Raw genomic sequence first — 24,547 nt, forward strand, 5'->3', positions numbered from 1 at the left:
GGGAAGAGGGATGCCGGTGGCTCAGCGCGTCGCGACGGCGAAGCGCAGCAGCCACTCGGTGATCTCGAGGTGGCGACGGGCCGCAGCCACATCGGCACCCCAGGCGTACATGCCGTGGTTCGCGACGATCAGGGCGGGGACCTCGGGCACCGAGGCCGTGGCGGGTCGGTAGACCTCGTCGAACCAGCCGGCCTCGACGGTCATGTCCTGGTGGTTGCGGATGACGGGGATGGTGACCGTCTCGTCGTCGGCGAGGTGGCCGATGCCCTTGAGCATCTCCATGTCGCGGATCTCGACGCCGCTCGGCCACCGGTGCCCGGCGACGACGGCGTCGAACGCGTGCACGTGGAACACGGCGTTCGCGCCCGTGCGGGCGGCGATGTGCGCGTGCAGGCCCGACTCGGCCGACGGGGGACGGGGGTCGTCGGCGTCGATGGCGTGACCGGCGGCGTCGATGAGCACGACGTCGGCGTCGGTGAGCAGCGACTTGTCGAGGCCCGAGGCGGTGACGGCGAGCACGAGCGGGTCGCGGTCGACGACGACCGAGAGGTTGCCCGAGGTCCCTCGCATCCAGCCGTAGCCCGAGAAGCGCGAGGCTTCGGCGGCGAGGGCGGCCCCGGCGGCCTGCACGCGACCGGCGGCGGGAAGACTCATCGGGTGACCTCGATCTCGTCGAAGGACGCCACGGCGGGGGCGGCGAAGTCGGCGCCGGCCCACGGCTCGCCCGCGCGGTCGAGGGCGACGACCTGCCAGCCCGCGGCGAGCGCGGCGGTCACCTCGTCGGGGTGGTCGGTGAGGAACAGGGCGCGCTCGGGCGAGACATCGAGGGCCGCGGCGATGGCGTCGAACGACGCGCGCTCCTTCTTCGGCCCGGCCTTCACGGTGTCGAAGAAGTCCTCGACGAGGGGGGTGAGGTCGCCCTGCGGGGCGTGGCGGAACCACGGCACCTGCGAGGCGATCGAGCCCGAGGAGTACACGGCGAGACGGATGCCGTCCTCGTGCCACGCGTGCAGGCGTGGCGGCACGTCGTCGAAGAACTGCGAGTGGATCTCGCCCGCGGCGAAGCCCTCGGCCCAGATGATGCCCTGGAGCGTCTTCAGCGGCGTCGACTTGACGTCTTTCGCCATGAGTCCGCGCAGCGCCTCGGCGATCTCGGCGTCGGAGGCATCGGCATCCAGGCCCGTCTCGACGATCGCGTCGGCGCGGGCGGCGCGGACGGTGTCGTCGTCGCGGCCGAGCACCTCGTCGAGGCGCGGGCGGGCGTAGTCGTAGAGGTCGCCGAGGATGAAGCCGGCGGCCGAGGTCGTGCCCTCGATGTCGAGCACGACGACGTCGGCGGTGGGGGTGACGGTCATGAGGTCTCTTTCCGGGAGAAGAACGATGCCACGGCCGCGGCCGCCAGGCGGGAGTGCTCGACGACGACGTCGTCGGAGGCCCCGGCGATGTGCGGGGTGAGGGTGACGTTCGGCAGGCTGAGCAGCTCGTCGTCGGGCGCGAGGGGCTCGCCGTGGAACACGTCGAACCCGGCGCCGGCGATGCGTCGGTCGCGGAGCACCGCGAGCAGCGCGTCACGATCGACGAGGGCGGCGCGCCCGGCGTTGATCAGGTAGGCGTCGGAGCGCAGGAGCGCCAACTCGCGCGCCCCCAGCAGCCCGGTCGTCTCGGGCGTCAGCGGGACGTGCAGGGTGACGATGTCGCTCTCGGCGAGCAGGTCGTCGAGCTCGACGTGCTGTACGTCGTCGCCGAGGGCGCCGGGGGCGAGGAACGGGTCGTACACGGCGATGCGCAGGCCGAAGCCCTGGGCGCGCCGGACGACGCGGCGGCCGACCGCTCCGCCGCCGACGACGCCGAGCCGACGGCCCGACAGCCCGATGCCGCGGAAGCGCGCGTAGGGCTCGAACACGTCGTCGGCGCTCCAGTGGCCCTCGCGGAGCCATGCCGAGGCTGCGGGCACGTGGCGCACCGTCGCGAGCAGCAGCGCGAGGGTGAAGTCGGCGGTGACGTCGGCGTTGCGGCCCGGGGTCGTGCGCACCTCGACCCCGCGCGCGGCGCACGCGGCCAGATCGACGTTGGCGGGGTTCGCGCGGCACGCGACGACGAGCGCGAGGCGGGGGGCGGCCGCGAGGGCCGCATCGTCGATGCGGTCGAGCTCGGCGATCACCACGTCGGCGTCGGCCAGGGCGGCGGCGAAGGCGGGGTCGGCGGCGGCGCGGGCGCCGAGCGACTGGCCGGTCTCGGCTTCGGATGCCACGAGCACGTCGCCCGCGATCTCGGCGGCGGTGCGCGGGTCGAAGGGGGCCGTGATGACGGTGCGGGTCACGCGCGTGTCCTCTCGGGGGTGGGGGATTCGGGGCGGGACGCGTCGAGGTGGGCGGCGGGGGCCGCGGCGTCGACGCGCTCGGTCTCGGCGGGGTCGGTGGCGGGGCGCGTGCCCTCGCGCGCGGGATCGGACGCGGCCGTCTCCGCCGGGGGCGACAGTCGACCCAGCACGCGCAGCGCGGGCCACTCCGGCCGCAGCGCCGCGCGCACGCGCGCGAACACGTCGCGCGCAGCCCCCAGGGCGAGCGAGAGGTGGGGGGTGAACTCGACCGTGTCGGCGGGGAACACCCGCACCGCGGCCGCCAGGTCGTCGGCGAGCCCGGCGGCCACCAGTGCGACGGTCGCGGCTCCGCGCGCGCCGATCTCGGGGTCGATGGTGCGCACGATGGTGCGTCCCGACACGTCGGCGAGCAACTGGCAGAGCAGGTCGCTGCGCGCGCCGCCGCCGCACACGGGCACCCGGTCACCGGCATCCAGCAGGTCGAGGCTCTCGGCCACGGTGAACGCGAGCCCCTCGAAGACGCTGCGCAGCAACTGCGCCGGGGTGGTCGTGACGCTCATGCCCACCCACGAGGCCGAGGCCGCGGAGTCGACGAAGGGGGCGCGCTCGCCGCTCGGCGATCCGTACGGCAGGTAGACGACGCCCCCGCTGCCGTCGGTCGCGGTGCGGGCGAGGCGCTCCAGCTCGCTCCACCCGCGATCGGACAGCCCGAGCGAGTCCCGCACCCAGTCGAGGTTGGGGGTGCCGACCATCGACGACAGGGCCTCGATCACCTGCGTGCCGCGACCGGTGGGGAGAAGGATGCCGATACCGCTGTCGGCGGCGGCCCGATCGGCCCGGTTGACGGCCACGGTGGCGGTGGTGCCGAGCACGACCCAGCCGTCTTGATCGTCGAGGGCGCCCAGGCCCACCGGGCACGCGGCGGAGTCGACGAGCCCCACGGCCACCGGGACCCCGGCGGTGAGGCCGAGCTCGTCGGCGGCCGCGTCGGTGAGCGGTCCGGCGACCTCGTGCGGGGCGCGCACCGGGGCGAGGAGGTGGGCGAACCGGCGGTGACCGAGCGCGTCGATCATCTCGTCGGAGTACGCCAGAGTCGCCGGGTCGAGGTAGGTGCGCGAGGCCTCGGAGGGATCGGTGGCGACCTCGCCGGTGAGGCGGTGGCGCACCGCGTCCTTGCAGTTGAGGTGGTGGGCCGCGCGGGCGAGCGTCTCGGGCTCGGTCTCGGCGAAGCCGTCGAGCAGCACGGGCAGGGTGCCGGGGAAGCTGGCCGAGCCGGTTGCGGCGACGACGGCGGCGTCGCGCCCGTCGCGCTGCCAGGCGGCGACGCGGTCGGCGCCTCGGCCGTCGAGCCACAGGGCCGCGGGGCGCACCGGGCGTCCCTCGCCGTCGACCAGCCAGGCGCCGTCGCCCTGGCCCGTGACGCCGATCGCGACGACATCGGGCTGGGCGCTCCGCGCGAGCGACAGGGCCTGGCGGACGGCGCCGACGACGGCGTCCCAGACCGCGTCGATATCGCTCTCGGCTCCGCCGTCGGGGGTGCGCACGACGCCCACGGCCCGGTGGCCGGCGGCGAGCGTCTCGCCCTCGAGCGAGTACAGCACGGCCTTGACCGCGGTGGTGCCGGCGTCGATGCCGAGGACGGCGGGGGTCACGCCGTGCCGCCCGAGGTGGTGTCGGTGGTCGAGGGCGGGATCGTGGTGCGCTCGCCGGCCGGGGCCGAGCCCACGGTGCCGGCGGCGGGGGCCGCCGGGGCGGGCCGGCGCTCCGCCGCGGCCCGCGCGCGCTGCGCGACGGTGTACGCCAGCACGAGGGCGACGAGCAGCACCACGCCCTGCACGGCGGCCTTGACGTTGAAGTCGAGGCCGAGCAGGTCGAGGCCGTTCGCGAGCACGCCGAGGAACAGCACTCCCACGACGGTGCCGGGGACGTTGGGCCGCGACCGCGGGTGCATCGAGGCGCCGATGAACACCGCGGCGATGGCGTCGAGCAGGTAGCTGAACCCGGCGAGCGGGGTGTACAGGCGCAGCGATGCGCTCAGCAGGATGCCGCCCGCCGCGCACAGCACGCCCGCACCGACGTAGACGAGCACGCGGATGCGGCGGGTGCGCAGCCCCGCGACGACCGCCGCGCGGTCTTGCAGGCCCATCGCCTGGATGCGCACGCCCGCGGGGGTGCGGTGCAGCAGGACGCCGACACCCACCGCCGCGACGGCGGCGATGATGACCGGGATGCCGATGCCCAGCACGTCGCCCGAGCCGAGGAAGGTGAAGCCCTCGGGGGCGGCGCGGAAGCTGACGCTCGCCCCGCCGTTGGTGCCGATCTGCTGGGCGCTGCGGCCGATGAAGAAGGTGCCGAGGGTGGCGAGGAAGGGGGTGACCCCGAGCCCCACGATGAGGAAGGCGTTGAGCGCGCCGATGAGCGCGCCGCCGAGGAGTCCGAGCAGCACGGCCACGGGCCACGGCATCCCGAACGACATCATCGACACGATCGCGAACCACGCGCCGAAGTCCACGGCGACCGCGGCCGACAGGTCGATTCCGCCCGACGACACCACGACGGTGAGGGCCAGGGCGACCAGCAGCAGGATCGCGACGCCGTCGAGCACGTTGAGCAGGTTGCTCGGGCGCAGGAACGCGTCGCTCGCGAACGAGAAGAACACGATGAGCACCGCGAACGCGGCGACGAAGCCGTAGCGGGTGACGGTCGCGGCGGCCGAGCCGGCGACGCCCGACCACCGGGCGCGGGGGGCGGTCGTGCTCATGCGCGGGACTCCTCGTTCTTGCGCGCCGCGGCCGCGGCCACGACGAGCAGGATCAGCACGCCCTTGAACCCGTCGACCCACGCGTTGGCGACCCGCGAGAGGATCAGACCGTTCGACAGCAGCGCCACGAACAGGGCACCCAGCACCGAGCCGAACACGGTGACCGTGCCGCGGCGGGTGAAGGCGGCGCCCAGGAAGGTCGCCAGCACCATGTCGACCATGAGGCGCTCGTCGATCCCCGGGCTGCTGCCCGAGCCGCGCGCGACGAGCAGCAGCGAGCTGAGCCCCGCCACGACGCCCGCGATGACGAACGTCGACATGATGTAGCGCTGAGCGGGGATGCCGGCGAAGGTCGCGGCATCCCGGTTGCCGCCGACCGCCTGCAGGCGCAGGCCGTACGGCGTGCGGGCCAGCACGAACACGAGCACCGCGGCCACGATCAGCATGAGCACGGCGGCGAGGGGGATGCCGGCGATCCGCGTATCGCGCACGGCGACGACGAGCGGGTCGGTGACGTCGATGCGGCGGTTGCCGCTGACCACGCGCGTGATGCCCACGACCGCGACGTACACGGCCAGCGTCGCCAGGATCGACGACAGTCCCACCCAGCCGACGAGGATCGCGTTCAGCACGCCGAACAGGCTCGTGACCAGGATGCCGAGGGCGAAGGCGACCGCGAACGGTGTGCCGTACGAGGTCAGCTGATCGCTGACGATCGCGGTCGCCAGCGCCGCGGTGGCGGGGATCGACAGGTCGATGCCGCCCACCACGACGTCGTCGCCGCCGCCGATGACGACGATCGCGAGCCCCATCGCGACCAGCGCGACCGGGGCCGCCTGGGTGAGGCTCGCGGTGACGTTGGCGAGGCCGAGGAAGCCCTTCGCCGTCACGGCGAGGTACACCGTCATCGCGAGGACGACGAGCAGGGGGCCGCGCCGGGCCAGCAGGCTGCGGATGCGGGGAGCGAGCGCGGGGCGCTCGACGGCGAGGGCGCTCACGCGGCATCCCCTTCCGATCGTGCGTCACCGCTGCCGGTGACGAGGGCGCTGAGGTGTTCGAGGGTGAGACCGTCGGTCGACACCTCGTGGGCGACGCGTCCGCGCTCGAGCACCACGATGCGGTCGGCGAGTCCGAGCACCTCGGCGGGGTCGGTCGAGACGACCACCACCGCGGTCCCGGATGCCGCGAGCTCGGCCAACAGGCGGTAGATCTCCTGCTTGGCGCCGATGTCGACGCCGACGGTGGGCTCGTCGAGCACGATGACGCGCGCGCCGGCGGCGAGGCTGCGGCCCAGCACGACCTTCTGCTGGTTGCCGCCGCTGAGCAGCCGCGTCTGGGCGGTCGTGTCGCGGGGGCGGATGTCGAGGCGCTCCGACAGCTCGTCGGCGCGCGCGCGGGCGGCGGGGGCGTCGAGGAGCCCCGCGCGGGCATCGGTCGAGAGCGTGGAGAGCGTGAGGTTCTGCTGCACCGAGAAGTCGAGCACGACACCGTCGTGACGGCGGTCGCGGGGCACGAGCACGACGCCGGCCTCGAGGGCGGCGGCCGGGCTCGACGGGCGGAAGCGGCGCTCGCCGAGGCGCAGCTCGCCGGTGTGGCGGTGAAGGCCCACGAGCGCCTCGCCGAGCTCCGAGGCGCCGGAGCCGAGAAGCCCCGTCACCCCGACGATCTCGCCCGGGCGCGCGTCGAGGTCGACGCCGCGCACCACGGTGCCGACACCGAGGCCGCGGGCGCTCAGTACGGCCGGCGCGGTCACCGGCGGACGGCGGGCGGGGTAGAGGTCGTCGATCTCGCGCCCGATCATGAGGCGGATCATCTCGCGGCCGCTGTCGGGGCCGACCGCCTCGAGGCGCCCCACGTCGAGGCCGCCGCGCAGCACGGTCACGCGGTCGCAGATGCGCGTGACCTCGCCGAGGTAGTGCGAGATGTACAGGCTCGAGATGCCGCGTTCGCGCAGGCGTCCGATGATGCCGAGCAGCTGCTCGGCCTCGGCGCTCGCGAGAGGGGCGGTCGGCTCGTCGAAGACGATGACGCGCGCGTTGTCGTCGACGAGCGCGCGGGCCACCTGCACGAGCTTGCGTTCGGCGGGCCCGAGGTCGCGCACGAGCCGGGTGGGAGAGAGGTCGATGCCGAGCACGTCGTGCAGCACCTCGGTCACCCGCGCCCGCATCGCGCGGCCGCGCAGCACCCCGCCCGCGCTCCGCTCGTTGCCGAGCCACACGTTCTCGGCCACCGTCATGTCGGGCACGAGCTGCAGCTCCTGGTGCACGAACCGGATGCCGGCGGCGTGCGCATCGGAGGGGGTGAGCCGCTCGGTCTCGGTGCCGTCGATGACGACGGTGCCGCCGTCGCGCTCGTACAGCCCCGCGAGGATCTTGATGAGCGTGGACTTGCCCGCGCCGTTCTCGCCGACGAGGCCGTGCACCTCGCCCGGGCGCACGTCGATCGAGGCGCCCCGGAGAGCCGGGACGCCCGCGAACGCCTTCGTGACGCCGGTCATGCGGAGCACCGGCGTCACGAGGGGGGAGGAGCTTTCGATCACTGGGTGTAGCCCAGCTCCTTCGAGACCTTCTTCGCCTCGTCGGGACCGGCGACGGGGATCGTGTCGACGTAGCTGACCTTGTCGACCGTCTCGCCCAGGAAGTACTTGCCGACGTTGTCGGCCGAGATCGTGGCGATCTTGCGCGGAAGCTGTGCGATGTTGCCGACGAACGGGCTGTTCGGCTCGCTCATGATCTCGAGGGTGTCGGGGCCGGCGTCGAAGGCCGTGACCTTCACGTCGGTGCGGCCGGAGTCCTCGATGGCCTGCACCACGCCGATGGCGGGCTGGTCCCAGCACGCCACGTGGATGCCCTGGATCGTTCCGACCGGGTACTTCTCGAGCAGCGCGAGCGTCTGCTGACGCGCGTCGTCGGGCGCGTTGGCGAACTGCTCGGCGAGCTCGGGCTCGATGAGCTTGACGCCGGGGTAGTCCGTCGAGAGCTCGTTCTTCCACGCGTCGTAGCGCTCGCCGCAGAACGACAGGCTCTGGCCGAACGCGTTGAACACGGCGACGTTGCCCTGACCGCCGAGGGCGTCGCCGGTGATCTTGCCGAGGGCCTCGCCGCCGACCTGGTTGTCGGACTGCGCGTTGTTGACGGCGTACTCCGAGGCGTGGTCCACCCCGAAGACGGGGATGCCGGCGTCGTGCAGCTGCTGCAGCTTCGGGTCGACCGAGGCGTCACCGAGGATCGTGATGACCGCGTCGACGTTCTGCGCGAGGAAGATGTCGTGGTTCTGCGCGTGCAGGGTGTTGTCGCGGTTGCCGTCGGTGGTCAGCGGCGTGCCGCCGAGCTTGGTGACCTCGTCGACCGCGCCCTGGAAGGCCTCGCGGTCCCAGAAGTGCTGCGTTCCGACGACCGCGATGCCGATGGTCTTGCCCGCGAGCGGCTGGCTGGCGTCGACGCCCTCGCCGTTGGGGGCCGCGCCGTCGGACGAGACGGTCGAACAGCCGCTGAGGGCGATGCCCGCCGCGACGACGAGCGCCGGAAGGGCGAGGAGGGACTTTCTCACGGTGGGGCTCCTGTGGGCCGGAGGGCGCTCGCGTCGGGGTGCGCGTCGCCGCTGATGCTGTGTGGGGTGCCGCCGGGGAGCGGACTCTCGAAGCGTAGGGAGGGGGCGAGACAACGTTCGACTCGGGCGTCACACGGTGAAATGAAGTCGTCACCGGTGACCGCGTCAGTAGGCTTCGGCCGTTCCCGACACCGAGGAGACCCATGTCGCAGTCCACCCGTGCGCTCGGCGGCCGTCGCGTCCTGACCGTGGGCCTCCACGTCGCCGACGTGCTCGGTCGCTACGTCGACGCCATCCCTGCCGGTCAGGGACTCGCCCTGCTCGACGAGATCCGCCTCACCGTGGCGGGCACCGCCGCCGCGACCGCCGTCGACCTCGCGCGCCTGGGCGTGCCCGTGGCCACGGTGGGAGCGGTCGGCGACGACGCGCTGGGTGTGTTCCTGCGTTCGACGATGGCCGCCGAGGGTGTCGACGTCGACGCCCTGGCGGTGCGGTCCGCGCACCCCACCTCGGCGACGATGCTGCCGATCCGCCGCGACGGCAGCCGACCGGCGCTGCACGTCATCGGGTCGAACGCCGCGATCCGCGCCGATGACCTGGCGGCCGTCGACCTCGACGAGGTCGCCGTGCTGCACCTGGGCGGCACGTGCCTGCTGCCCGGCATCGATGGGGCGCCGAGCGTCGATCTGCTCCGCCGTGCGCGTGCGGCCGGTGTCGTGACGACGATGGACTTCATCCCCACCGGCGCTCCCGCCGATCGTGACGCCGTGCTGCCGTGTCTGCCGTTCGTCGACTACCTCTTCCCCAGCGAAGAGGACGCGCTGTCGTTCGCGGGAGCGGCGACGCTCGACGAGGCGATCGCGTTCTACCTGGATGCCGGTGTCACCACCGTCGTGATCACGCGCGGGGCCGCGGGGGTCAGCATCAGCACGCGTGAGCGGCGCGATATGCGTCTCGCGGCATACGCGGTCGACGTGGTCGACACGACGGGCTGCGGCGATGCGTTCAGCGCGGGATTCATCTGGGGGCTGGTCGACGGCGCCGACGTCGTCGAGGCTGCCGAGCGCGGGCTGGCGTGCGGCAGCCTCGTGGCGACGGGCCTCGGGTCCGACGCGGGCCTGCACAGTGCGGCCGACGTCGACCGGCTTCGCGCCGAGGGTGTACGCGGCGCCGTGTAGGCGGCATCCGGGGTGTTCGCGGGGGCGCATCCTCCGCGATGCGCGCAACCTCCGTCGTCCGGCGTCGGATGCCGCGGAGGTTCTGCACATCGCGGAGCGTGTGGCCACGCCCCCGCGCAGCGCCGCTCGCGCCCTTGCGCGCCCGCGTGCGAGAATGGCCGCGGCGTGCTCGGATCGACCTTTCCCCGCACGGCGCCCCGGCGTCGTCGAGTTGAAGGGCCACCAGGCCCCAGGACAGCGTCCGCCGCACCTTTTCTCCGAGGAGCAGAGATGTCCGCTACCCCCACCGCCGCCACCGACTCGACCGCCGCCTCCGCGGCCGGAACCGAGCGCGTGCAGCAGCGCCGTCGCTATCTGATGTGCCGGCCCGAGCACTTCACGGTGAGCTACAGCATCAACCCGTGGATGGAGCCCTCGCGGCCCACCGACACGAACCTGGCCCTGACGCAGTGGCAGGCGCTGTACGACACCTACGTGTCGCTCGGGCACGAGATCGAGCTGATCGACCCCGTCGAGGGACTGCCCGACATGGTCTACACCGCCAACGGCGGCTTCGTCATCGACGGCGTCGCCTACGGCCCCAAGTTCCGCTTCCGCGAGCGCGCCGCCGAGGCGCCCGCCTTCATCGACTGGTTCGCAGCGTCCGGCTTCGAGGTCGCCGAGCCCGTCGAGGTCAACGAGGGCGAGGGCGACTTCCTGCTCGTGGGCGACACCATCCTCGCCGGCACGGGCTTCCGCTCGACCGGCGACAGCCACCGCGAGGTGGGCGAGGTCTTCTCGCGCGAGGTCGTGTCGCTGACGCTCACCGACCCGCGGTTCTACCACCTCGACACCGCGATCGCGGTGCTCGACCCCGTGGAAGGACCGGGGGGCGCCGAGAAGGCCAACATCGCCTACCTGCCGAACGCCTTCGACGAGAAGAGCCAGGCGATCCTGCGCGAGCGCTACCCCGACGCGATCCGGGTCTCGGATGCCGACGGCTCGGTGTTCGGCCTCAACTCGGCCAGCGACGGCAAGAACGTCATCATCTCGCCCCGCGCCGTGGGCTTCGAGGCCCAGCTGCGGGAGCGCGGCTACACGCCCGTGAAGGTCGATCTCTCCGAGCTGCTGCTCGGCGGTGGCGGCATCAAGTGCTGCACGCTGGAGCTGCGAGGCGGATCCCGATGAGCACCGCCGTCGACGACCTCGGCGCGCATCTGATCGCCGAAGAGGGCGCGCACCTCGCGCACAACTACCACCCGCTCCCCGTCGTCGTCTCGCGCGCCGAGGGCGTGTGGGTCACCGACGTCGAGGGCAAGCGCTACCTCGACCTGCTCTCGGCCTACTCGGCTCTCAATTTCGGCCACGGTCACCCCGCGATCCTCGCGGCGGCGCGCGAGCAGCTCGAACGCCTCACCCTGACCAGCCGCGCGTACCACAACGACCGTCTGGGTCCCTTCGCCACGGCGCTCGCGCAGCTCTGCGGCAAAGACCTCGTGCTGCCGATGAACACCGGGGCCGAGGCCGTCGAGACCGGCATCAAGGTCGCGCGCGCCTGGGGCTATCGCACCAAGGGCATCGCTGCGGATGCCGCGACGATCATCGTCGCGAACGGCAACTTCCACGGCCGCACGACCACGATCGTCGGCTTCAGCGACGACCCCACGGCGCACGACGACTTCGGTCCGTACGCGCCGGGCTTCGTGCACGTGCCGTACGGCGACGCCGAGGCCATCGCGGCGGCGATCGACGAGAACACGGCCGCGGTGCTCCTCGAGCCCATCCAGGGCGAGGCCGGCGTCGTCATCCCGCCCGAGGGGTTCCTGCGACGGGTGCGCGAGATCTGCACCGCGAACGATGTGCTCTTCATCGCCGACGAGATCCAGTCGGGTCTCGGCCGGGTGGGGACGACCTTCGCGTGCGACCGCGAGGGCGTCGTACCCGACGTCTACCTGCTCGGCAAGGCGCTCGGCGGCGGCATCCTGCCCCTGTCGGCGGTCGTCGCGAACGAGGACGTGCTCGGTGTCATCCGCGCCGGCGAGCACGGATCGACGTTCGGCGGCAACCCGCTGGCCGCGGCCGTGGGACTGCGTGTCGTCGAGATCCTGGCATCCGGTGAGTTCCAGACGCGCGCGGCGGCGCTCGGCGAGCACCTCGCCGGTCGCCTCGACACGCTCGTCGGCCACGGCGTGACGGCCGTCCGCATCGCGGGCCTCTGGGCAGGCGTCGACATCGATCCCGCCGCGGGCACCGGGCGCGAGATCGCCGAGAAGCTGCTCGCCCGCGGTGTGCTCGTGAAGGACACGCACGGGCAGACGATCCGCATCGCTCCGCCGCTGACGATCCGCGCGACCGAGCTCGACTGGGCGGTCGAACAGCTCCGGCACGTTCTCTCGTAACACGCGCGAGTCGCCGGGATTCGTCGCCCGGGCCCACCCGGGAGCGACAGATCCTGGCGACTCACGCGGTCGAGAGGGGGTCAGGTGACCGAGACCGTGAGCTCGTCCCAGCCGGTCGCGCCGTCGGGGGCGGGGGCGGCGACGTTCGGGGTCTGCGTCTGCCCTTCGGCCGAGATGGCGCGGCACCGCACGGTGTGATCGCCGCCGGTGGCGTTCCACGGCAGGCTCCACTGCACCCAGGTGTCGGACGAGATGGCCGTGGCCAGCGTCGCCGGCTGCCAGGCGCCGTCGTCGATCTGCACCTCGACGCCCGCGACGCCGACGTGCGTCTGCCAGGCGACACCGGCGATGACGGTGTCGCCCACCGGGACGCGCGCCCCGGCCCGCGGCACGTCGATGCGCGACGCGAGCTTCACCGGGCCGCGCGCCGACCAGCCGCGCGAGGTCCAGTACCCCTCGTCGTCGGCGTATCGCGTGACCTCGAGCTCGGTGACCCACTTCGTCGCCGACACGTAGCCGTACAGGCCGGGCACCACCATGCGCACCGGGAAACCGTGCTCGATGGGCAACGGTTCGCCGTTCATGCCGATGGCCAGCAGAGCGTCGCGCTCGTCGGTCAGCGCTTCGATCGGAGAGGATGCCGTGAACCCGTCGATGGAGCGCGAGAGCACCATGTCGGCCTCGGCGGTGGGCCGAGCCCGCGCGAGGATGTCGCGAAGCGGGACACCCAGCCACCGTGCCGTGCCGATGAGCGAGCCGCCCACTCCGTTCGACACGCAGACGAGGGTGGCGACGGTCTCTTTCTGGGGGAGCGCGACCAGGTCGTCCCACCGCAGCACGACCTCTTGCTCGACGAGACCGTGGACGCGCAGCGACCAGGTCGCGGGATCGACCTGGGGGACGACGAGCGCGGTGTCGATGCGGTAGAAGTCGGCCGAGGGCGTGAGGACGGGAGCGAGCCCGTCGATACCGAGTTCCGCGGCGGCGGGCACCGCGGTGGTGGTCACGGGTGTCGGAAGGCGCAGCGCGCTGCGCACGGCGGTCACGGCCCGTGCGCCGCCGCTCAGGGCGACGGAGCCGAGGGCGGCGAGGGCGCCGGCCAGGACGGCGACGCCCGAGAGGGCGAGGACGCCCCGGCGGGTGGGGCCTTCCGCAGGCGAGGCGGCGGGGGCCTCCCCGGTCGCCGGAGCGGCGGCCACCGCGGGCCGGCGCAGGCGGGCGACGAGCAGGGCGGCGACCACCGCGGCCGCCGCGCCGGCGACGAGCGACGGCACCGGCGAGAGCATCCCCGCGTCGGCGCGCGTCATCGCCACGATCGCGCCCACGACGCCCAGCGCCCCGAACACGACCCGGCCCCAGGGCGCCTTGCGGTGCTCCACGACCCCCGCGGCGCCGGCGACCACGAGCAGCAGCACCGCGATGCCGACGAGCAGCGCCAGCTTGTCGCCCGTGCCGAACAGGCTGATGGCCAGGTCTTTCGCCCACGCGGGTGCGATGTCGATCATTCCGCCGCCGATCACCGCGAACGGGCTCGCCGCGGGGGCGATGACGGCGGCAGCGAGCTCGCCGAGCCCGGCACCGAGGACGGCGGCCGAGATCCCGGCGACGGCGGCCGGGACATCCTGGGCTCGAGAGCGCGTGGGGGTCACGAACGGAGCCTAAGGAGCGTGGACGACCGCGGCGCCGTCGTCGCCCGAACTCACAGCCAACCGGCATCCGCCTCGGCCCCGCGGTCCCGCCTGGCACGCACCGTCGCGAGCGCGGGTAGCGTGCAGGCATGCGCGAGAGTGTGCGATCCCTCCGGCGCCCCGCCACCGACGAGGCGCCGGCGTTCGACCTGACCTACGTCCGCTCCGGTCCGCGCGGTGCCACGCCCGTCGTCGTCATCCCGGGGGGACCGGGCCTCGCGTCGGTGCTGCCGTACGCGGGGCTGCGGCGCTGGGCCGCCCGCGGCGGGCTCGATCTGATCATGGTCGAGCACCGCGGAATCGGCCGCTCGCGCAGCGATCTCGACGGGCGCCCCCTTCCGCCCGAGGCGATGCGCGTGACCGCCGTGCTCGACGATCTCGCCGCGGTCCTCGACGCCGAGGGCATCGACCGGGCCGCGATCGTCGGCTCCTCGTACGGCAGTTATCTGGCGATGGCGTTCGGGGCGCGGCATCCGCAGCGCGTGGCCTCGATGCTGCTCGACTCGGCCCTGCAGTCGACACACGACATCGGCCTCGAGCGCGCGCGCCTGCGAGAGCTGTTCTGGGATGCCGACGACGACATGGCCCGCGGTGTGAAACGCCTCGTGGCCGACGGCGTCGACGAGCGGGTCGTGCTCGACATCGTGCGCGCGGCGTACGAACTCGGCGGCACCGATCTCGTGCACCCGCTCGTGCGCCACGAACCGGGGTTCGCCTGGCGGGCGCTGGGCGCCTACGCCACGCGCGGTCGCTCGATCGCGCGGATCCCCGGCATCTACGACTTCGACCTCGTGGGCACCATCGCCTTCCGGGAGCTGCACTACGCCGGCACCCCCGACGGGCACCCGCTCGACCCGGCTCTGACCTACCTGCCCCTCGCGCACCGCTACCCGGCCTTCGCGGGGGAGCCCTACGACCTGGTCGAGGCGGTGCGCACCTTCGACTGGCCCCTCGTGGTGCTCTCGGGCGACCGCGACCTGCGCACCCCGGCGCCCATCGCCGAGCGCGTGGTCGCGTCGGCTCCGGATGCCGTGCTCGTGCGCATCCACAACGGGCACAGCGCCCTCGACACCCACCCCCTGGCGCTGCTCAACGCGACGCGTCGGCTGGTGCGCGGGCAGCAGGACCGCCTTCCCCGAGACGAGGCGGCCCTGGATCGCCTGCCGCGAAAGGGGCTGTCGGCGTCGTTCCCCGGGATGCTCGTGGGCCTGGCCCGCTTCGATGCGCTGGTGCGACGGCGGGTGCTGAAGCGCTGATCCGCGGCGCCCCGTGCACTGCCCGGGACGAGCCGCGGTGTCAAGGATCTGCCCGAATGTCGCTCCCGGGCGAATGCTGTCAGGGTGACCGACGACGGCGACCATCCCCCCTTCCCCCTGCTGGTTCCCGAGGACTCCACCGACCTCGACGACGTGCGCTCCGCGCTGCGGGGCGCGGATGCCGTGGACGACCTCGGCACCGATCTCGCCGCAACGCTCGCCTGGGTCGTCGCCGTGCCGCGGCCGCGGTCGCTCGCCGCGTCGTGGGAGCTTCTCGCCTCGGTCGCCGCGCGCGACATCGCCGCGGCGCGCGTGCTGGAGCCGCACCTCGATGCACTCGGCATCCTCGACGAAGCGGCCGCGGCCGGCATCGCCGTCGATCTCGACGCGAGCGGCTCGTGGGGCGTGTTCGCCGCCGAGGGGCCGGGGGTCCGGCTCGAGGCGCGGCAGGACGCCGGTACCTGGACGCTGCACGGGACCAAGCCCTGGTGCTCGCTCGCCGCCGACCTCGACCACGCGCTCGTCACGGCCTGGGTCGACGACGAACGTCGCCAGCTGTTCGCCCTCGACCTGCGCGACCCGGCCGTGGCCGCGCGACCGGGACCCTGGCACGCGCGCGGGCTCGACCGGGTGGTCAGCGCCCCGATCGACGTCGACGCCGCGGTCGCCGTGCCGGTGGGCGAGCCCGGGTGGTACCTGCGTCGCCCCGGCTTCGCGCACGGCGGCGTCGGGGTCGCCGCCTGCTGGTGGGGTGGGGCGATGCCGCTGCGCACGGCGCTCGCCGCGGCCGCCCGCGGCGAGCGTGCCGATCAGCTCGCCCGCGCGCACCTCGGCCGGGCCGACGTGGCCCTGTGGGCGGCGCGCGCCGTGCTGGCGGAGACGGCGACGGTCTTCGGCGCGGGGGGTTCGGCATCCGAGGGTCTGCGGGCCGCCCGCGCGCGAGCCGTGGTCGCCGACGCGGTCGAGGTGACCCTCACCGAGGCCGCGCACGCGCTGGGCCCGTCGCCGCTCGTCGCCGACGAGAGCCACGCGCGGCGCGTCGCCGACCTGCAGGTCTACGTGCGTCAGCACCACGCCGAACGCGACCTCGCCCGGATCGGCGGCGACGCGGCGACGGAGGGCGGGCGATGGTGAGCTTCGACCACCGCGACCCCGGCACCGCCGAGAGCGTCTGGACCGCGGCCCTCGCCGAGCGCAGCCTCGCCCCGCTCGACCTCGACGTGGACCGGGTGATCGTGATGGCCGCGCACCCCGACGACGAGAGCCTCGGTGCCGCCGGCCTGCTCGCCACGGCCGCCGCCCGCGGCATCGCGATCGACCTCGTCGTCGTGACCGACGGAGAGGGCTCCCATCCCGAATCGCCCACGCACACCCCGGCCACCCTCGCGCTGCGGCGCCGCCGGGAGCTGATCGAGGCGTCGGACATCGTCGGTCTCTCGACCGACCCGCTCTTCCTCGGTCTTCCCGACGGCGGCACCGACGAACACCGGGAGGTCATCGCCGCCGCGCTGCACGACGCCCTCGACCGCGCGGGCGATGAGCGCGTGCTGGTGCTGTCCCCGTGGCGCGGCGACGGGCACCGCGACCACCGCGTCGTCGGAGAGATCGTCGAGCAGGTCTCGGCTGCCCGGGGCGTGCGCTCGCGCGCTTTTCCGATCTGGCTCTGGCACTGGGGTGACCCGGGAGATGTGCCCTGGCCGCGCGCGGAGCGTCTGGACCTCGACGCCGCGGCTCAGGATGCCAAGACCCGCGCCGTCGACGCTCACGCCAGTCAGCTGCTCCCGCTGTCGGCCGCTCCCGGCGATGAGCCGATGGTGCACGACCGCATGCGCGCGCACTTCGCGCGAGAGGTGGAGGTGTTCGTCGCCCCGGACGCGGGAACGCTCGACGCGGACCCCACCGCGAGCACCGTCGGCCAGGAATACTTCGACGACATGTACGCCCGGCACGACGACCCGTGGGGCTTCGACTCGCGCTGGTACGAGGAGCGAAAGCGCTCCGTGCTGCTCGCCGCGCTGCCGCGCCGCCGGTACCGCTCGGCGTTCGAGGCCGGCTGCTCCACGGGCGCGCTGACGGCCGCGCTCGCCGCCCGGTGCGACCACGTCCTCGCGGTCGACCTCGCCCCGGCCGCCCTCGACCGGGCGCGAGAACGGCTCGGTCCGCGCGACGACGTCGAACTGGGTCGGGCGAAGCTCCCCGCCGAATGGCCCGAGGGTCGGTTCGACCTCGTCGTGCTGTCGGAGGTGGCGTACTACTGGGGTGCCGGCGACCTCGACCGCGGGCTCACGGCGAGCGTCGCGTCGCTGACCGCCGACGGCCACCTCGTCGCCTGCCATTGGCGGCATCCGGTCGCCGAGTACCCGCGCAGCGGAGACAGCGTGCACGACGCGCTCGCCGTCCGGTCCGACCTCGTCCGTCTCGTGCGGCACGAGGAGGAGGACTTCGTGCTCGAGGTGTTCGGACGCCCGGGGGCGTCGTCGGTGGCGACCGAGGCGGGACTCGTGCCGTGAGAGCGGTGACGGTGGTCGTCCCCGCGCACGACGAGGAGGCGCTGATCGGACGCTGCCTCGCGTCGGTGGCCCGGGCGGTGGCGCACGCGCGGGATCGCGAGACCGACCTGGTCGCGAGGGTCGTCGTGGTGCTCGACGCGTGCCGCGACACCACCGCCCTGCAGGTGCGGCGATGGGCGGTCGACACGATCGCGATCGACGCACGCAGCGTCGGCACCGCGCGCCGGGTGGGCGCGGCGCACGCGGTGGCCTCCGTCGACGTGCGCGCCGAAGACACCTGGATCGCGATGACCGATGCCGACACCGTCGTGCCGCGCGAATGGATCACCCACCAGCTCGATCTGATGCGCGACGGCGCCGATCTGGTGCTGGGAACGGTGCGCCCCGACTTCGCCGACCTCAGCGCCCGACACGCGGCGTACTGGCGCTCGACCCATCGCCGGGGCGAGCCCGCGGGCAACGTCCACGGGGCCAATCTCGGGGTGCGGGCGAGCGTGTACGCCGCGGCGGGCGGCATCCGGGATCTCGTCGAGCACGAAGACGTGGCGTTCGTGCAGGCGGCGCGGGCCGTGGGTGCGGTCGTGCGGGTGAGCGACGCCCACGAGGTCGAGACCTCGGGTCGCTTCACCGGGCGCACGCCCGCGGGATACGCCGCGTTCCTGCGGCGGGTGCACGCGTGGGTCGACGCTCCACCGCTGGCGGCACCCGGCGCGTGACCCATCCGCCGGGGTTCGTCAACCACCTCGGTCGCGCGAGACACGAGGCCGCAGACTGGGCGTCCCCCGGAATCGACGGAAGGCACAACGATGAAGGCACTGACCTGGCAGGGCAAGCGCAGCGTGAGCGTCGAGGAGGTCCCCGACCCGCAGATCCTCGAACCCACCGACGCGATCGTGAAGATCACCTCGACGGCGATCTGCGGCTCCGACCTGCACCTGTACGAGCTCTTCGGACCGTTCATCGACAAGGGTGACGTCCTCGGACACGAGCCGATGGGCGTCGTGGTCGAGGTGGGCTCGGCCGTGACGAACCTCGCCGTCGGCGACCGCATCGTCGTGCCGTTCAACATCTCGTGCGGGCACTGCTTCATGTGCCGCCGCGGCCTGCAGTCGCAGTGCGAGACCACGCAGGTGCGCGAGTACGGCAGCGGCGCCGCCCTCTTCGGCTACACCAAGCTCTACGGCCAGGTGCCGGGCGGACAGGCCGAGTACCTGCGCGTGCCGCTCGCCGACTACAACCACATCCGCGTCGGCGACGACCTGCCCGACGACCGCTACCTCTTCCTCAGCGACATCGTGCCCACCGCCTGGCAGGGCGTGAAGTACGCCGATGTCCCCGAGGGGGGCACGCTCGCGGTGATGGGTCTCGGCCCCGTCGGACAGTTCGCCGCCCGCATCGGCGTGCACCTCGGCTACCGCGTGCTCGCGATCGAGCCCGAGGCCGACCGCCGCGCCATGGCCGAGCGCCACGGCGTGCTCACCTACGACCTCACCGACACGGTGGTCGACGAGCTCGTCGACCTCACCGAGGGCCGCGGGGTCGACGGTGTCGTGGATGCCGTGGGCATGGAGGCCCATGGCAACGGCGGCATCAAGCTGGCGCAGAGCGCCATCGGCCTGCTGCCGGACCCCCTGGCGCGCACGCTCATGGACAAGGCGGGTCTCGATCGTCTCGCCGCGGTCTACGCCTCGATCGACCTCGTGCGTCGCGGCGGCACCGTCTCGCTCAGCGGCGTGTACGCCGGTGAGGCCGACGTGCTGCCGATGAAGACGATGTTCGACAAGCAGATCAGCTTCCGCATGGGCCAGTGCAACGTCAAGCGGTGGATCGACGATCTGCTGCCCCTGGTCGAGGACTCCGCCGACCCGCTCGGCGTGATGGACCTCGTCACGCACCACGCGCCGCTCGAAGACGCCCCCGGCCTGTACGAGACGTTCCAGAAGAAGGAAGACGGCTGCATCAAGGTCGTCCTGCGCCCCGGCTCCTGACCCGCACCCGTGGCGCGAGTCGCCCGAGGTTCGTCGCCCGGCGGATGCCGGAAGCGACGAATCTCGGCGACTCGCGCGCGTCAGGCGCGGCCGGCGTGCACGGCCTCGAGGGCCGAGGCGTCGGCGTCGGACATGCCCTCGATCGGTTCGCCGTTCCACACGATGTCGTCGCCGAGGGCGGCGAGGATCTCTTTACGGTCGCCGTGCGAGATCTTCGCGCCGTGCACGATGGTCGCGGGGCTCCACAGCATCGCCGCGCCGTCCCACCAGCCGGCGCCCACGTCGCGCACGTGCAGCAGGTCGTGCAGCGTCTTCGACAGGTGCGACAGCGGCTCGGTGAAGGCGTCGGCGAGAACCGCGAGGGTGATCTGCCGCTCGGTGCCGGCGATGGCGACGACGGGCTCGTCGAGCCGGCCCTCGATCGCCTTCGACACGTCGGCGGCCTCGAGCAGGATCACGCCGTTGGTGGGACGCGGGTTGCACTCGATGATCTTGTAGTCGGGCGCGGCCTCGCTGCCGTGGTCGACGAAGTCGAACGAGATCTGGCCCGAGAAGCCGGGGTCGAGCGCGTCGACGAGCTGCTGCGTGTAGCGCAGGGTGTCGGTGCTGTCGACGGCGATGAACGCGATGGCCGTGGAGTGGGCCCACTGCTCGGCCGCCTTGTACGTGGTGTGGGCGAGCACCTTGCCGTCGACGACGACGCTGTACGTGCAGACCATGGGCCCGTCGACGAAGGGCTGCACGAGCCACGGCTGCTCGGGGGTGGGCACGCACTCCTCGACGGGGATCTTGCCCGCGAGCGGACCCGTGTTGGTCAGCAGGCCCACGCCGCCGCGCGAGAAGGCCGCGCGGGCGAAGAAGCGGGGGAAGCTGTCGATGGCGGCGCGCAGCTCGTCGGGCGAGGTGACGACGACCGTCTCGGGGATGGGCACCCCGGCATCCTGGGCCAGGCGCTGGAAGCTGGCCTTGTCGTGCAGGCGGGCCAGGTCGGCGAAGTCCCCGGCGAACAGGCGCACGCTCGAGGGCAGGTCGGCCACGCGCGCGGCGAGGTAGAACACCTCCTCGAACGTGGGGATGATCAGGTCGATGCTGTGCTTTTCGACGTAGTCGGAGACCGCGGCGATGAACGCATCGGTCTCGAAGCGCGGAGAGGGCGTCGCGAGGTGCCCGGCGAGGAAGCGCGAGTGGTTTCCCACGGCCCCGTCGTAGGTGTCGCTGGCGAAGACGGTATGCCCGACGCTGCCGAGCTTGCGGATCAGGTCGAGAGCGAACGTGTTGCGGGAACTGGTGACGAGCACGCGCATGGAGGCACCCTTATCGTGGCGGCGGACGTTGGCGTCACTCTATCGATCGCCCGTGTCCGCGCACGTGTCACCGGCGGAGGAAACGTGTCGGCAACACGGCGCTGAGTAGAGTCATCGCATGGGTGACCTGTTCGACGGTTACGGCTCCACGCTGGCGCCGCGCAAAACCGCATCCGGCGTTCCGGCGTACGACGAGATGTTCGGCGGTCCGGCTGGTCCCGGAGACGCCGTGCCCTCGCGCGAGGCTTACCGGGAGCTGTACCAGACGCTCGCGAAGATGACGCAGCAAGAACTGCGCGGTCGCACCGAGTCCCTCGCGAGTTCGTATCTGGCGCAGGGCGTCACGTTCGACTTCGCGGGTGAGGAACGGCCCTTCCCCCTGGATGCCGTGCCCCGGGTCATCGCGTACGACGAGTGGTCGCGCATCGAGGCCGGCGTCAAACAGCGCGTCCGCGCGCTGGAGGCCTTCCTCGACGACGCGTACGGCAACCAGCACTGCGTGCGCGACGGCATCCTCCCCGCCGGTCTCATCGCGTCGTCGCAGTACTTCTATCGCCAGGCCGCCGGCATCCGCAGTGCCAACGGCGTGCGCATCCAGGTGTCGGGCATCGATCTGATCCGCGACGAGCACGGCGAGATGCGGGTTCTCGAAGACAACGTGCGCGTTCCCTCGGGGGTCTCGTACGTCATCTCGAACCGCCGCGTGATGGCGCAGACCCTGCCCGAGCTGTTCGTCTCGATGCGGGTGCGCCCGGTCGGCGACTACCCGAACAAGCTGCTGTCGGCGCTGCGCGCGTCGGCCCCGCCCGGAATCGACGACCCGAACATCGTCGTGCTCACCCCGGGCGTCTACAACTCCGCCTACTTCGAGCACACGCTGCTCGCGCGCCTCATGGGCGTGGAGCTGGTCGAGGGGCGCGACCTGCTGTGCATCGGCGGCAAGGTCTTCATGCGCACCACCCGCGGCCCCCAGCGCGTCGACGTGATCTACCGCCGCGTCGACGACGAGTTCCTCGACCCGCTGCAGTTCCGCGCCGACTCCATGCTCGGCGCCCCCGGGATCATGCTCGCCGCGCGGTTGGGCAACGTCACGATCGCCAACGCCGTCGGCAACGGCGTCGCCGACGACAAGCTGCTCTACACCTACGTGCCCGAGCTCATCCGGTACTACCTGGCCGAGGAGCCCATCCTCAAGAACGTCGACACGTGGCGGCTCGAAGACCCGGGCGCCCTCGAAGAGGTGCTCGATCGTCTGCCCGAACTGGTCGTGAAGCCCGTCGACGGCTCGGGCGGCAAGGGCCTGGTCGTAGGCCCCGACGCCTCGCCGGCCGAACTCGACACGTTGCGCAAGCGCCTGCTCGCCGACCCGCGCGGGTGGATCGCTCAGCCGGTGGTCATGCTGTCGACCATTCCCACGCTGGTCGAAGACGGCATGCGCCCGCGGCACGCCGACCTGCGTCCCTTCGCGGTCAACGACGGCGACGACATCTGGGTACTGCCCGGCGGCCTGACCCGCGTCGCCCTTCCCGAGGGACAGCTCGTGGTCAACTCCAGCCAGGGCGGCGGGTCGAAGGACACGTGGATCGTCGGCGGAGCGGCCCCCTCGCACGTCGAGTACGGCCAGGGTCAGGGCGTGTCGGGTCTCGTGGCCGATCAGGCCGCGGTCACCGAGTCGATCCCGATCATCTACGACGGCCAGCCCGCCCCCGCCACCTCGCCCCGCGACCAACGCCCGGGCCGCGATCAGCAGGAGCAGCAGCAACAGGACGCCGGTGTGCAGCACGGCCCCCAGGCCGAGCAGCAGCAGCAAGCGCGAGAGGTGCCGGAATGCTGAGTCGGATCGCCGAGAGCCTGTTCTGGATCGGGCGCTACATCGAGCGCAGCGACGGGACCGCGCGCATCCTCGACGTGCACCTGCAACTGCTGCTCGAGGATCCGTGGATCGACGAGGACACCGCCTGCCGGTCGCTGCTCAGCGTGATGGGGTCGGCCTGGCCCGAAGAGCTCGACACCGTGCGTCGTGACGACGTGCTCGCGCGTCTGGCCGTCGACCGCATGAACCCGTCGAGCATCGCCTACTCGATCACCGCGGCGCGCGAGAACGCCCGTCGGGCCCGCGAGATCGTGTCGACGGAGCTGTGGGAGATCCTCAACACCACGAACTCCCGCATGCCCCGCCGCCTGCAGACCGACAAGGTGCACGAGTTCTTCCAGTGGGTGCGCGAGCGCGCCGCCCTCGCGATCGGCATCGTCGACTCCTCGACGAACCGCGACGAGGCGTGGCAGTTCTTCACCCTCGGGCGCAGCATCGAGCGCACCGACATGACGGCTCGCCTGCTGGCCACCCGCTCGCTCACCGAGGTGTCGGGTCCGTCGTGGACGACGATCCTGCGCTCCTGCGGGGCGTACGAGGCGTACCTGCGCACCTACCGCGGCATGCCCAGTGCGCGCAACGCCGCCGAGTTCCTGCTGCTCGACCGTCTGTTCCCGCGGTCGATCATCTACTCGATCCAGCGGGCAGAGGACTGCATGAGCGCGATCGACCCCCGCGCCGACCGCGTCGGCCACTCCAACACGGTGCTGCGTGCCCTCGGGCAGATCCGCAACGACCTCGAGTACCGCCCGGTCAGCGACATCCTCGCGGAGTTGCCCGAACACATGCAGCGCGTGCAGACGGTCTCGCGCGAGGCGTCGGAGGCCATCCGCTCGCGGTTCTTCCCGACGCAGGCCGAGCCCAGCTGGATCGGAGAGATCTCGTGAAACGCCTCCGCATCGAACACCAGACCGGCTTCGCCTACCCGGGCGACGTCTCGGCCTCGTACAACGAGGCGCGCATGCTGCCGCACTCCACCGACAGTCAGTTCGTGCTGAGTTCGTCGCTCGACATCGAGCCCTCGACCTCGGTGAACCAGTACGTCGACTACTTCGGCACGCGCGTCGCGGCGTTCGACGTGCTGTCGCCGCACCAGGCGCTCACGATCACGGCGCGCTCGCTCGTCGAGGTGCGGCCGCGCCCGATCGAGCACGCCGACATCACGTGGGAGCAGTTGGCGTCCGAGTCGGCGCGCTCGATCACCACGGTCGAGCAGCTGACGCAGACCCGCCGCACGACCCCGCACGCCGAGGTGGCCGAGCTCGCCCGTGCCATCGCCGCGCAGCACGACCGCCCGGGTCCGGCCGCGCACGCCATCGTCGAGGCCGTGGGTGACGCGATCGACTACATGCAGGGCGTCACGGGAGTGCACTCCACCGCGGTCGACGCGTGGGAGGCCCGCAAGGGCGTCTGCCAGGACATCGCCCACATCGCGATCGGGGCGCTGCGCGAAGTCGGCATCCCGGCCCGGTACGTCTCGGGCTACCTGCACCCGAAGCCGTCCGCCGAGGTCGGCGAGGCCGTGACAGGGGAGTCGCACGCGTGGGTGGAGTGGTTCGCCGGCGACTGGCAGGGCTTCGACCCCACCAACAACATCGAGATCGGCGACCGTCACGTGCTCGTCGGTCGCGGCCGCGACTACAACGACGTGCCGCCGCTGCGCGGCGTGTACGCCGGCCCCGGCAAGAGCAACCTCAAGGTGAAGGTCACGATCACGCGCGAGACCTGACGCAGGTTCCCCG

At 72.7% G+C, this 24,547-nt stretch carries 21 protein-coding genes; 11 read left to right on the forward strand and 10 right to left on the reverse strand.

Going from position 1 to position 24,547, the window contains the following annotated elements; genetic code table 11:
* Positions 1-21 precede the first annotated feature (21 nt).
* The 8 genes from mtnB to ASG45_RS03480 are packed head-to-tail and all read right to left on the reverse strand — an operon-like array spanning position 22 to position 8,630.
* The gene (gene mtnB, locus ASG45_RS03445) at positions 22-654 is read right to left on the reverse strand and encodes a methylthioribulose 1-phosphate dehydratase (RefSeq protein WP_055832841.1); all 633 of its coding nucleotides are present in this window, start codon (positions 652-654) and stop codon (positions 22-24) included.
* The gene (mtnC, locus tag ASG45_RS03450) at positions 651-1,355 is read right to left on the reverse strand and encodes an acireductone synthase (protein WP_055832842.1); all 705 of its coding nucleotides are present in this window, start codon (positions 1,353-1,355) and stop codon (positions 651-653) included. Before mtnC ends, mtnB begins: the two co-directional genes overlap by 4 nt.
* Positions 1,352-2,320, reverse strand: coding sequence for an NAD(P)-dependent oxidoreductase (locus ASG45_RS03455; protein ID WP_055832843.1), 969 nt, complete (start codon positions 2,318-2,320; stop codon positions 1,352-1,354). The genes mtnC and ASG45_RS03455 overlap by 4 nt, the downstream gene beginning before the upstream one ends.
* The gene (locus tag ASG45_RS03460; protein WP_055832844.1) at positions 2,317-3,972 is read right to left on the reverse strand and encodes an FGGY-family carbohydrate kinase; all 1,656 of its coding nucleotides are present in this window, start codon (positions 3,970-3,972) and stop codon (positions 2,317-2,319) included. The genes ASG45_RS03455 and ASG45_RS03460 overlap by 4 nt, the downstream gene beginning before the upstream one ends.
* Positions 3,969-5,081, reverse strand: coding sequence for an ABC transporter permease (locus ASG45_RS03465; protein WP_082516434.1), 1,113 nt, complete (start codon positions 5,079-5,081; stop codon positions 3,969-3,971). The genes ASG45_RS03460 and ASG45_RS03465 overlap by 4 nt, the downstream gene beginning before the upstream one ends.
* Positions 5,078-6,079, reverse strand: coding sequence for an ABC transporter permease (locus ASG45_RS03470; RefSeq protein ID WP_055832845.1), 1,002 nt, complete (start codon positions 6,077-6,079; stop codon positions 5,078-5,080). Before ASG45_RS03470 ends, ASG45_RS03465 begins: the two co-directional genes overlap by 4 nt.
* A complete protein-coding gene (locus tag ASG45_RS03475; RefSeq protein ID WP_055833247.1) occupies positions 6,076-7,578 on the reverse strand; it encodes a sugar ABC transporter ATP-binding protein in 1,503 nt (500 codons plus the stop codon). Before ASG45_RS03475 ends, ASG45_RS03470 begins: the two co-directional genes overlap by 4 nt.
* Positions 7,579-7,616: 38 nt before the next feature.
* Entirely contained in the window at positions 7,617-8,630 is a 1,014-nt protein-coding gene (locus tag ASG45_RS03480; protein ID WP_198424671.1) for a sugar ABC transporter substrate-binding protein, read from the reverse strand.
* 203 nt (positions 8,631-8,833) lie between these two features.
* Between ASG45_RS03480 and ASG45_RS03485 the strand changes: the two genes are divergently transcribed.
* The 3 genes from ASG45_RS03485 (at position 8,834) to rocD (ending at position 12,186) form a co-directional block, all read left to right on the forward strand.
* A complete protein-coding gene (locus ASG45_RS03485) occupies positions 8,834-9,808 on the forward strand; it encodes a carbohydrate kinase family protein (protein ID WP_055832846.1) in 975 nt (324 codons plus the stop codon).
* Positions 9,809-10,078: 270 nt separating this feature from the next.
* Entirely contained in the window at positions 10,079-10,975 is an 897-nt protein-coding gene (ddaH, locus tag ASG45_RS03490; protein WP_200943382.1) for a dimethylargininase, read from the forward strand.
* A complete protein-coding gene (gene rocD, locus ASG45_RS03495; protein ID WP_055832847.1) occupies positions 10,972-12,186 on the forward strand; it encodes an ornithine--oxo-acid transaminase in 1,215 nt (404 codons plus the stop codon). Before ddaH ends, rocD begins: the two co-directional genes overlap by 4 nt.
* An 80-nt stretch (positions 12,187-12,266) precedes the next feature.
* On the opposite strand, the gene ASG45_RS03500 is transcribed toward rocD, so the two are convergent.
* Entirely contained in the window at positions 12,267-13,835 is a 1,569-nt protein-coding gene (locus tag ASG45_RS03500) for a molybdopterin-dependent oxidoreductase (RefSeq protein WP_055832848.1), read from the reverse strand.
* A 128-nt stretch (positions 13,836-13,963) separates the two neighbouring features.
* Here ASG45_RS03500 and ASG45_RS03505 point away from each other — a divergent pair, with 128 nt between their 5' ends.
* From ASG45_RS03505 to ASG45_RS03525, 5 genes are all read left to right on the forward strand, one after another.
* Entirely contained in the window at positions 13,964-15,130 is a 1,167-nt protein-coding gene (locus ASG45_RS03505; RefSeq protein WP_055832849.1) for an alpha/beta fold hydrolase, read from the forward strand.
* 84 nt (positions 15,131-15,214) lie between these two features.
* Positions 15,215-16,264: an acyl-CoA dehydrogenase gene (locus tag ASG45_RS03510; RefSeq protein WP_235561555.1), complete on the forward strand. Its 1,050-nt coding sequence runs from the start codon at positions 15,215-15,217 to the stop codon at positions 16,262-16,264.
* Positions 16,258-17,640: a bifunctional PIG-L family deacetylase/class I SAM-dependent methyltransferase gene (locus ASG45_RS03515; RefSeq protein ID WP_082516435.1), complete on the forward strand. Its 1,383-nt coding sequence runs from the start codon at positions 16,258-16,260 to the stop codon at positions 17,638-17,640. The genes ASG45_RS03510 and ASG45_RS03515 overlap by 7 nt, the downstream gene beginning before the upstream one ends.
* Complete coding sequence (locus tag ASG45_RS03520) at positions 17,637-18,356, forward strand: glycosyltransferase (protein WP_055832850.1); 720 nt, start codon at positions 17,637-17,639, stop codon at positions 18,354-18,356. The genes ASG45_RS03515 and ASG45_RS03520 overlap by 4 nt, the downstream gene beginning before the upstream one ends.
* 90 nt (positions 18,357-18,446) lie before the next feature.
* Positions 18,447-19,628 carry a zinc-dependent alcohol dehydrogenase gene (locus ASG45_RS03525; RefSeq protein ID WP_055832851.1) on the forward strand — a complete coding sequence of 394 codons (1,182 nt, stop codon included), beginning with the start codon at positions 18,447-18,449 and terminating at the stop codon, positions 19,626-19,628.
* Between the two features lie 80 nt (positions 19,629-19,708).
* Here ASG45_RS03525 and ASG45_RS03530 read toward each other — a convergent pair whose 3' ends face one another.
* Complete coding sequence (locus ASG45_RS03530; RefSeq protein WP_055832852.1) at positions 19,709-20,932, reverse strand: carbamoyl phosphate synthase large subunit; 1,224 nt, start codon at positions 20,930-20,932, stop codon at positions 19,709-19,711.
* Between the two features lie 118 nt (positions 20,933-21,050).
* On the opposite strand from ASG45_RS03530, the gene ASG45_RS03535 reads away from it, so the two are divergent.
* The 3 genes from ASG45_RS03535 to ASG45_RS03545 are packed head-to-tail and all read left to right on the forward strand — an operon-like array spanning position 21,051 to position 24,534.
* Entirely contained in the window at positions 21,051-22,766 is a 1,716-nt protein-coding gene (locus ASG45_RS03535) for a circularly permuted type 2 ATP-grasp protein (protein WP_055832853.1), read from the forward strand.
* Positions 22,760-23,692: an alpha-E domain-containing protein gene (locus ASG45_RS03540; protein WP_055832854.1), complete on the forward strand. Its 933-nt coding sequence runs from the start codon at positions 22,760-22,762 to the stop codon at positions 23,690-23,692. The genes ASG45_RS03535 and ASG45_RS03540 overlap by 7 nt, the downstream gene beginning before the upstream one ends.
* Complete coding sequence (locus tag ASG45_RS03545; RefSeq protein WP_055832855.1) at positions 23,689-24,534, forward strand: transglutaminase family protein; 846 nt, start codon at positions 23,689-23,691, stop codon at positions 24,532-24,534. The genes ASG45_RS03540 and ASG45_RS03545 overlap by 4 nt, the downstream gene beginning before the upstream one ends.
* Positions 24,535-24,547 lie beyond the last annotated feature (13 nt).

Origin of the sequence: Microbacterium sp. Leaf436 (genome assembly GCF_001424715.1) — a bacterium.
GTDB lineage: Bacteria > Actinomycetota > Actinomycetes > Actinomycetales > Microbacteriaceae > Microbacterium.

What these genes read in the sequence shown, in the direction of transcription:
- ddaH (WP_200943382.1), top strand. Translation starts at nt 10,079, where the DNA reads ATGTCCGCTACCCCCACCGCCGCCACCGACTCGACCGCCGCCTCCGCG.
- ASG45_RS03540 (WP_055832854.1), top strand. Translation starts at nt 22,760, where the DNA reads ATGCTGAGTCGGATCGCCGAGAGCCTGTTCTGGATCGGGCGCTACATC.
- ASG45_RS03525 (WP_055832851.1), top strand. Translation starts at nt 18,447, where the DNA reads ATGAAGGCACTGACCTGGCAGGGCAAGCGCAGCGTGAGCGTCGAGGAG.
- ASG45_RS03530 (WP_055832852.1), bottom strand. Translation starts at nt 20,932, where the DNA reads ATGCGCGTGCTCGTCACCAGTTCCCGCAACACGTTCGCTCTCGACCTG.
- ASG45_RS03505 (WP_055832849.1), top strand. Translation starts at nt 13,964, where the DNA reads ATGCGCGAGAGTGTGCGATCCCTCCGGCGCCCCGCCACCGACGAGGCG.
- ASG45_RS03485 (WP_055832846.1), top strand. Translation starts at nt 8,834, where the DNA reads ATGTCGCAGTCCACCCGTGCGCTCGGCGGCCGTCGCGTCCTGACCGTG.
- mtnB (WP_055832841.1), bottom strand. Translation starts at nt 654, where the DNA reads ATGAGTCTTCCCGCCGCCGGTCGCGTGCAGGCCGCCGGGGCCGCCCTC.
- ASG45_RS03465 (WP_082516434.1), bottom strand. Translation starts at nt 5,081, where the DNA reads ATGAGCACGACCGCCCCCCGCGCCCGGTGGTCGGGCGTCGCCGGCTCG.
- ASG45_RS03515 (WP_082516435.1), top strand. Translation starts at nt 16,258, where the DNA reads ATGGTGAGCTTCGACCACCGCGACCCCGGCACCGCCGAGAGCGTCTGG.
- mtnC (WP_055832842.1), bottom strand. Translation starts at nt 1,355, where the DNA reads ATGACCGTCACCCCCACCGCCGACGTCGTCGTGCTCGACATCGAGGGC.
- rocD (WP_055832847.1), top strand. Translation starts at nt 10,972, where the DNA reads ATGAGCACCGCCGTCGACGACCTCGGCGCGCATCTGATCGCCGAAGAG.
- ASG45_RS03535 (WP_055832853.1), top strand. Translation starts at nt 21,051, where the DNA reads ATGGGTGACCTGTTCGACGGTTACGGCTCCACGCTGGCGCCGCGCAAA.
- ASG45_RS03475 (WP_055833247.1), bottom strand. Translation starts at nt 7,578, where the DNA reads ATGACCGGCGTCACGAAGGCGTTCGCGGGCGTCCCGGCTCTCCGGGGC.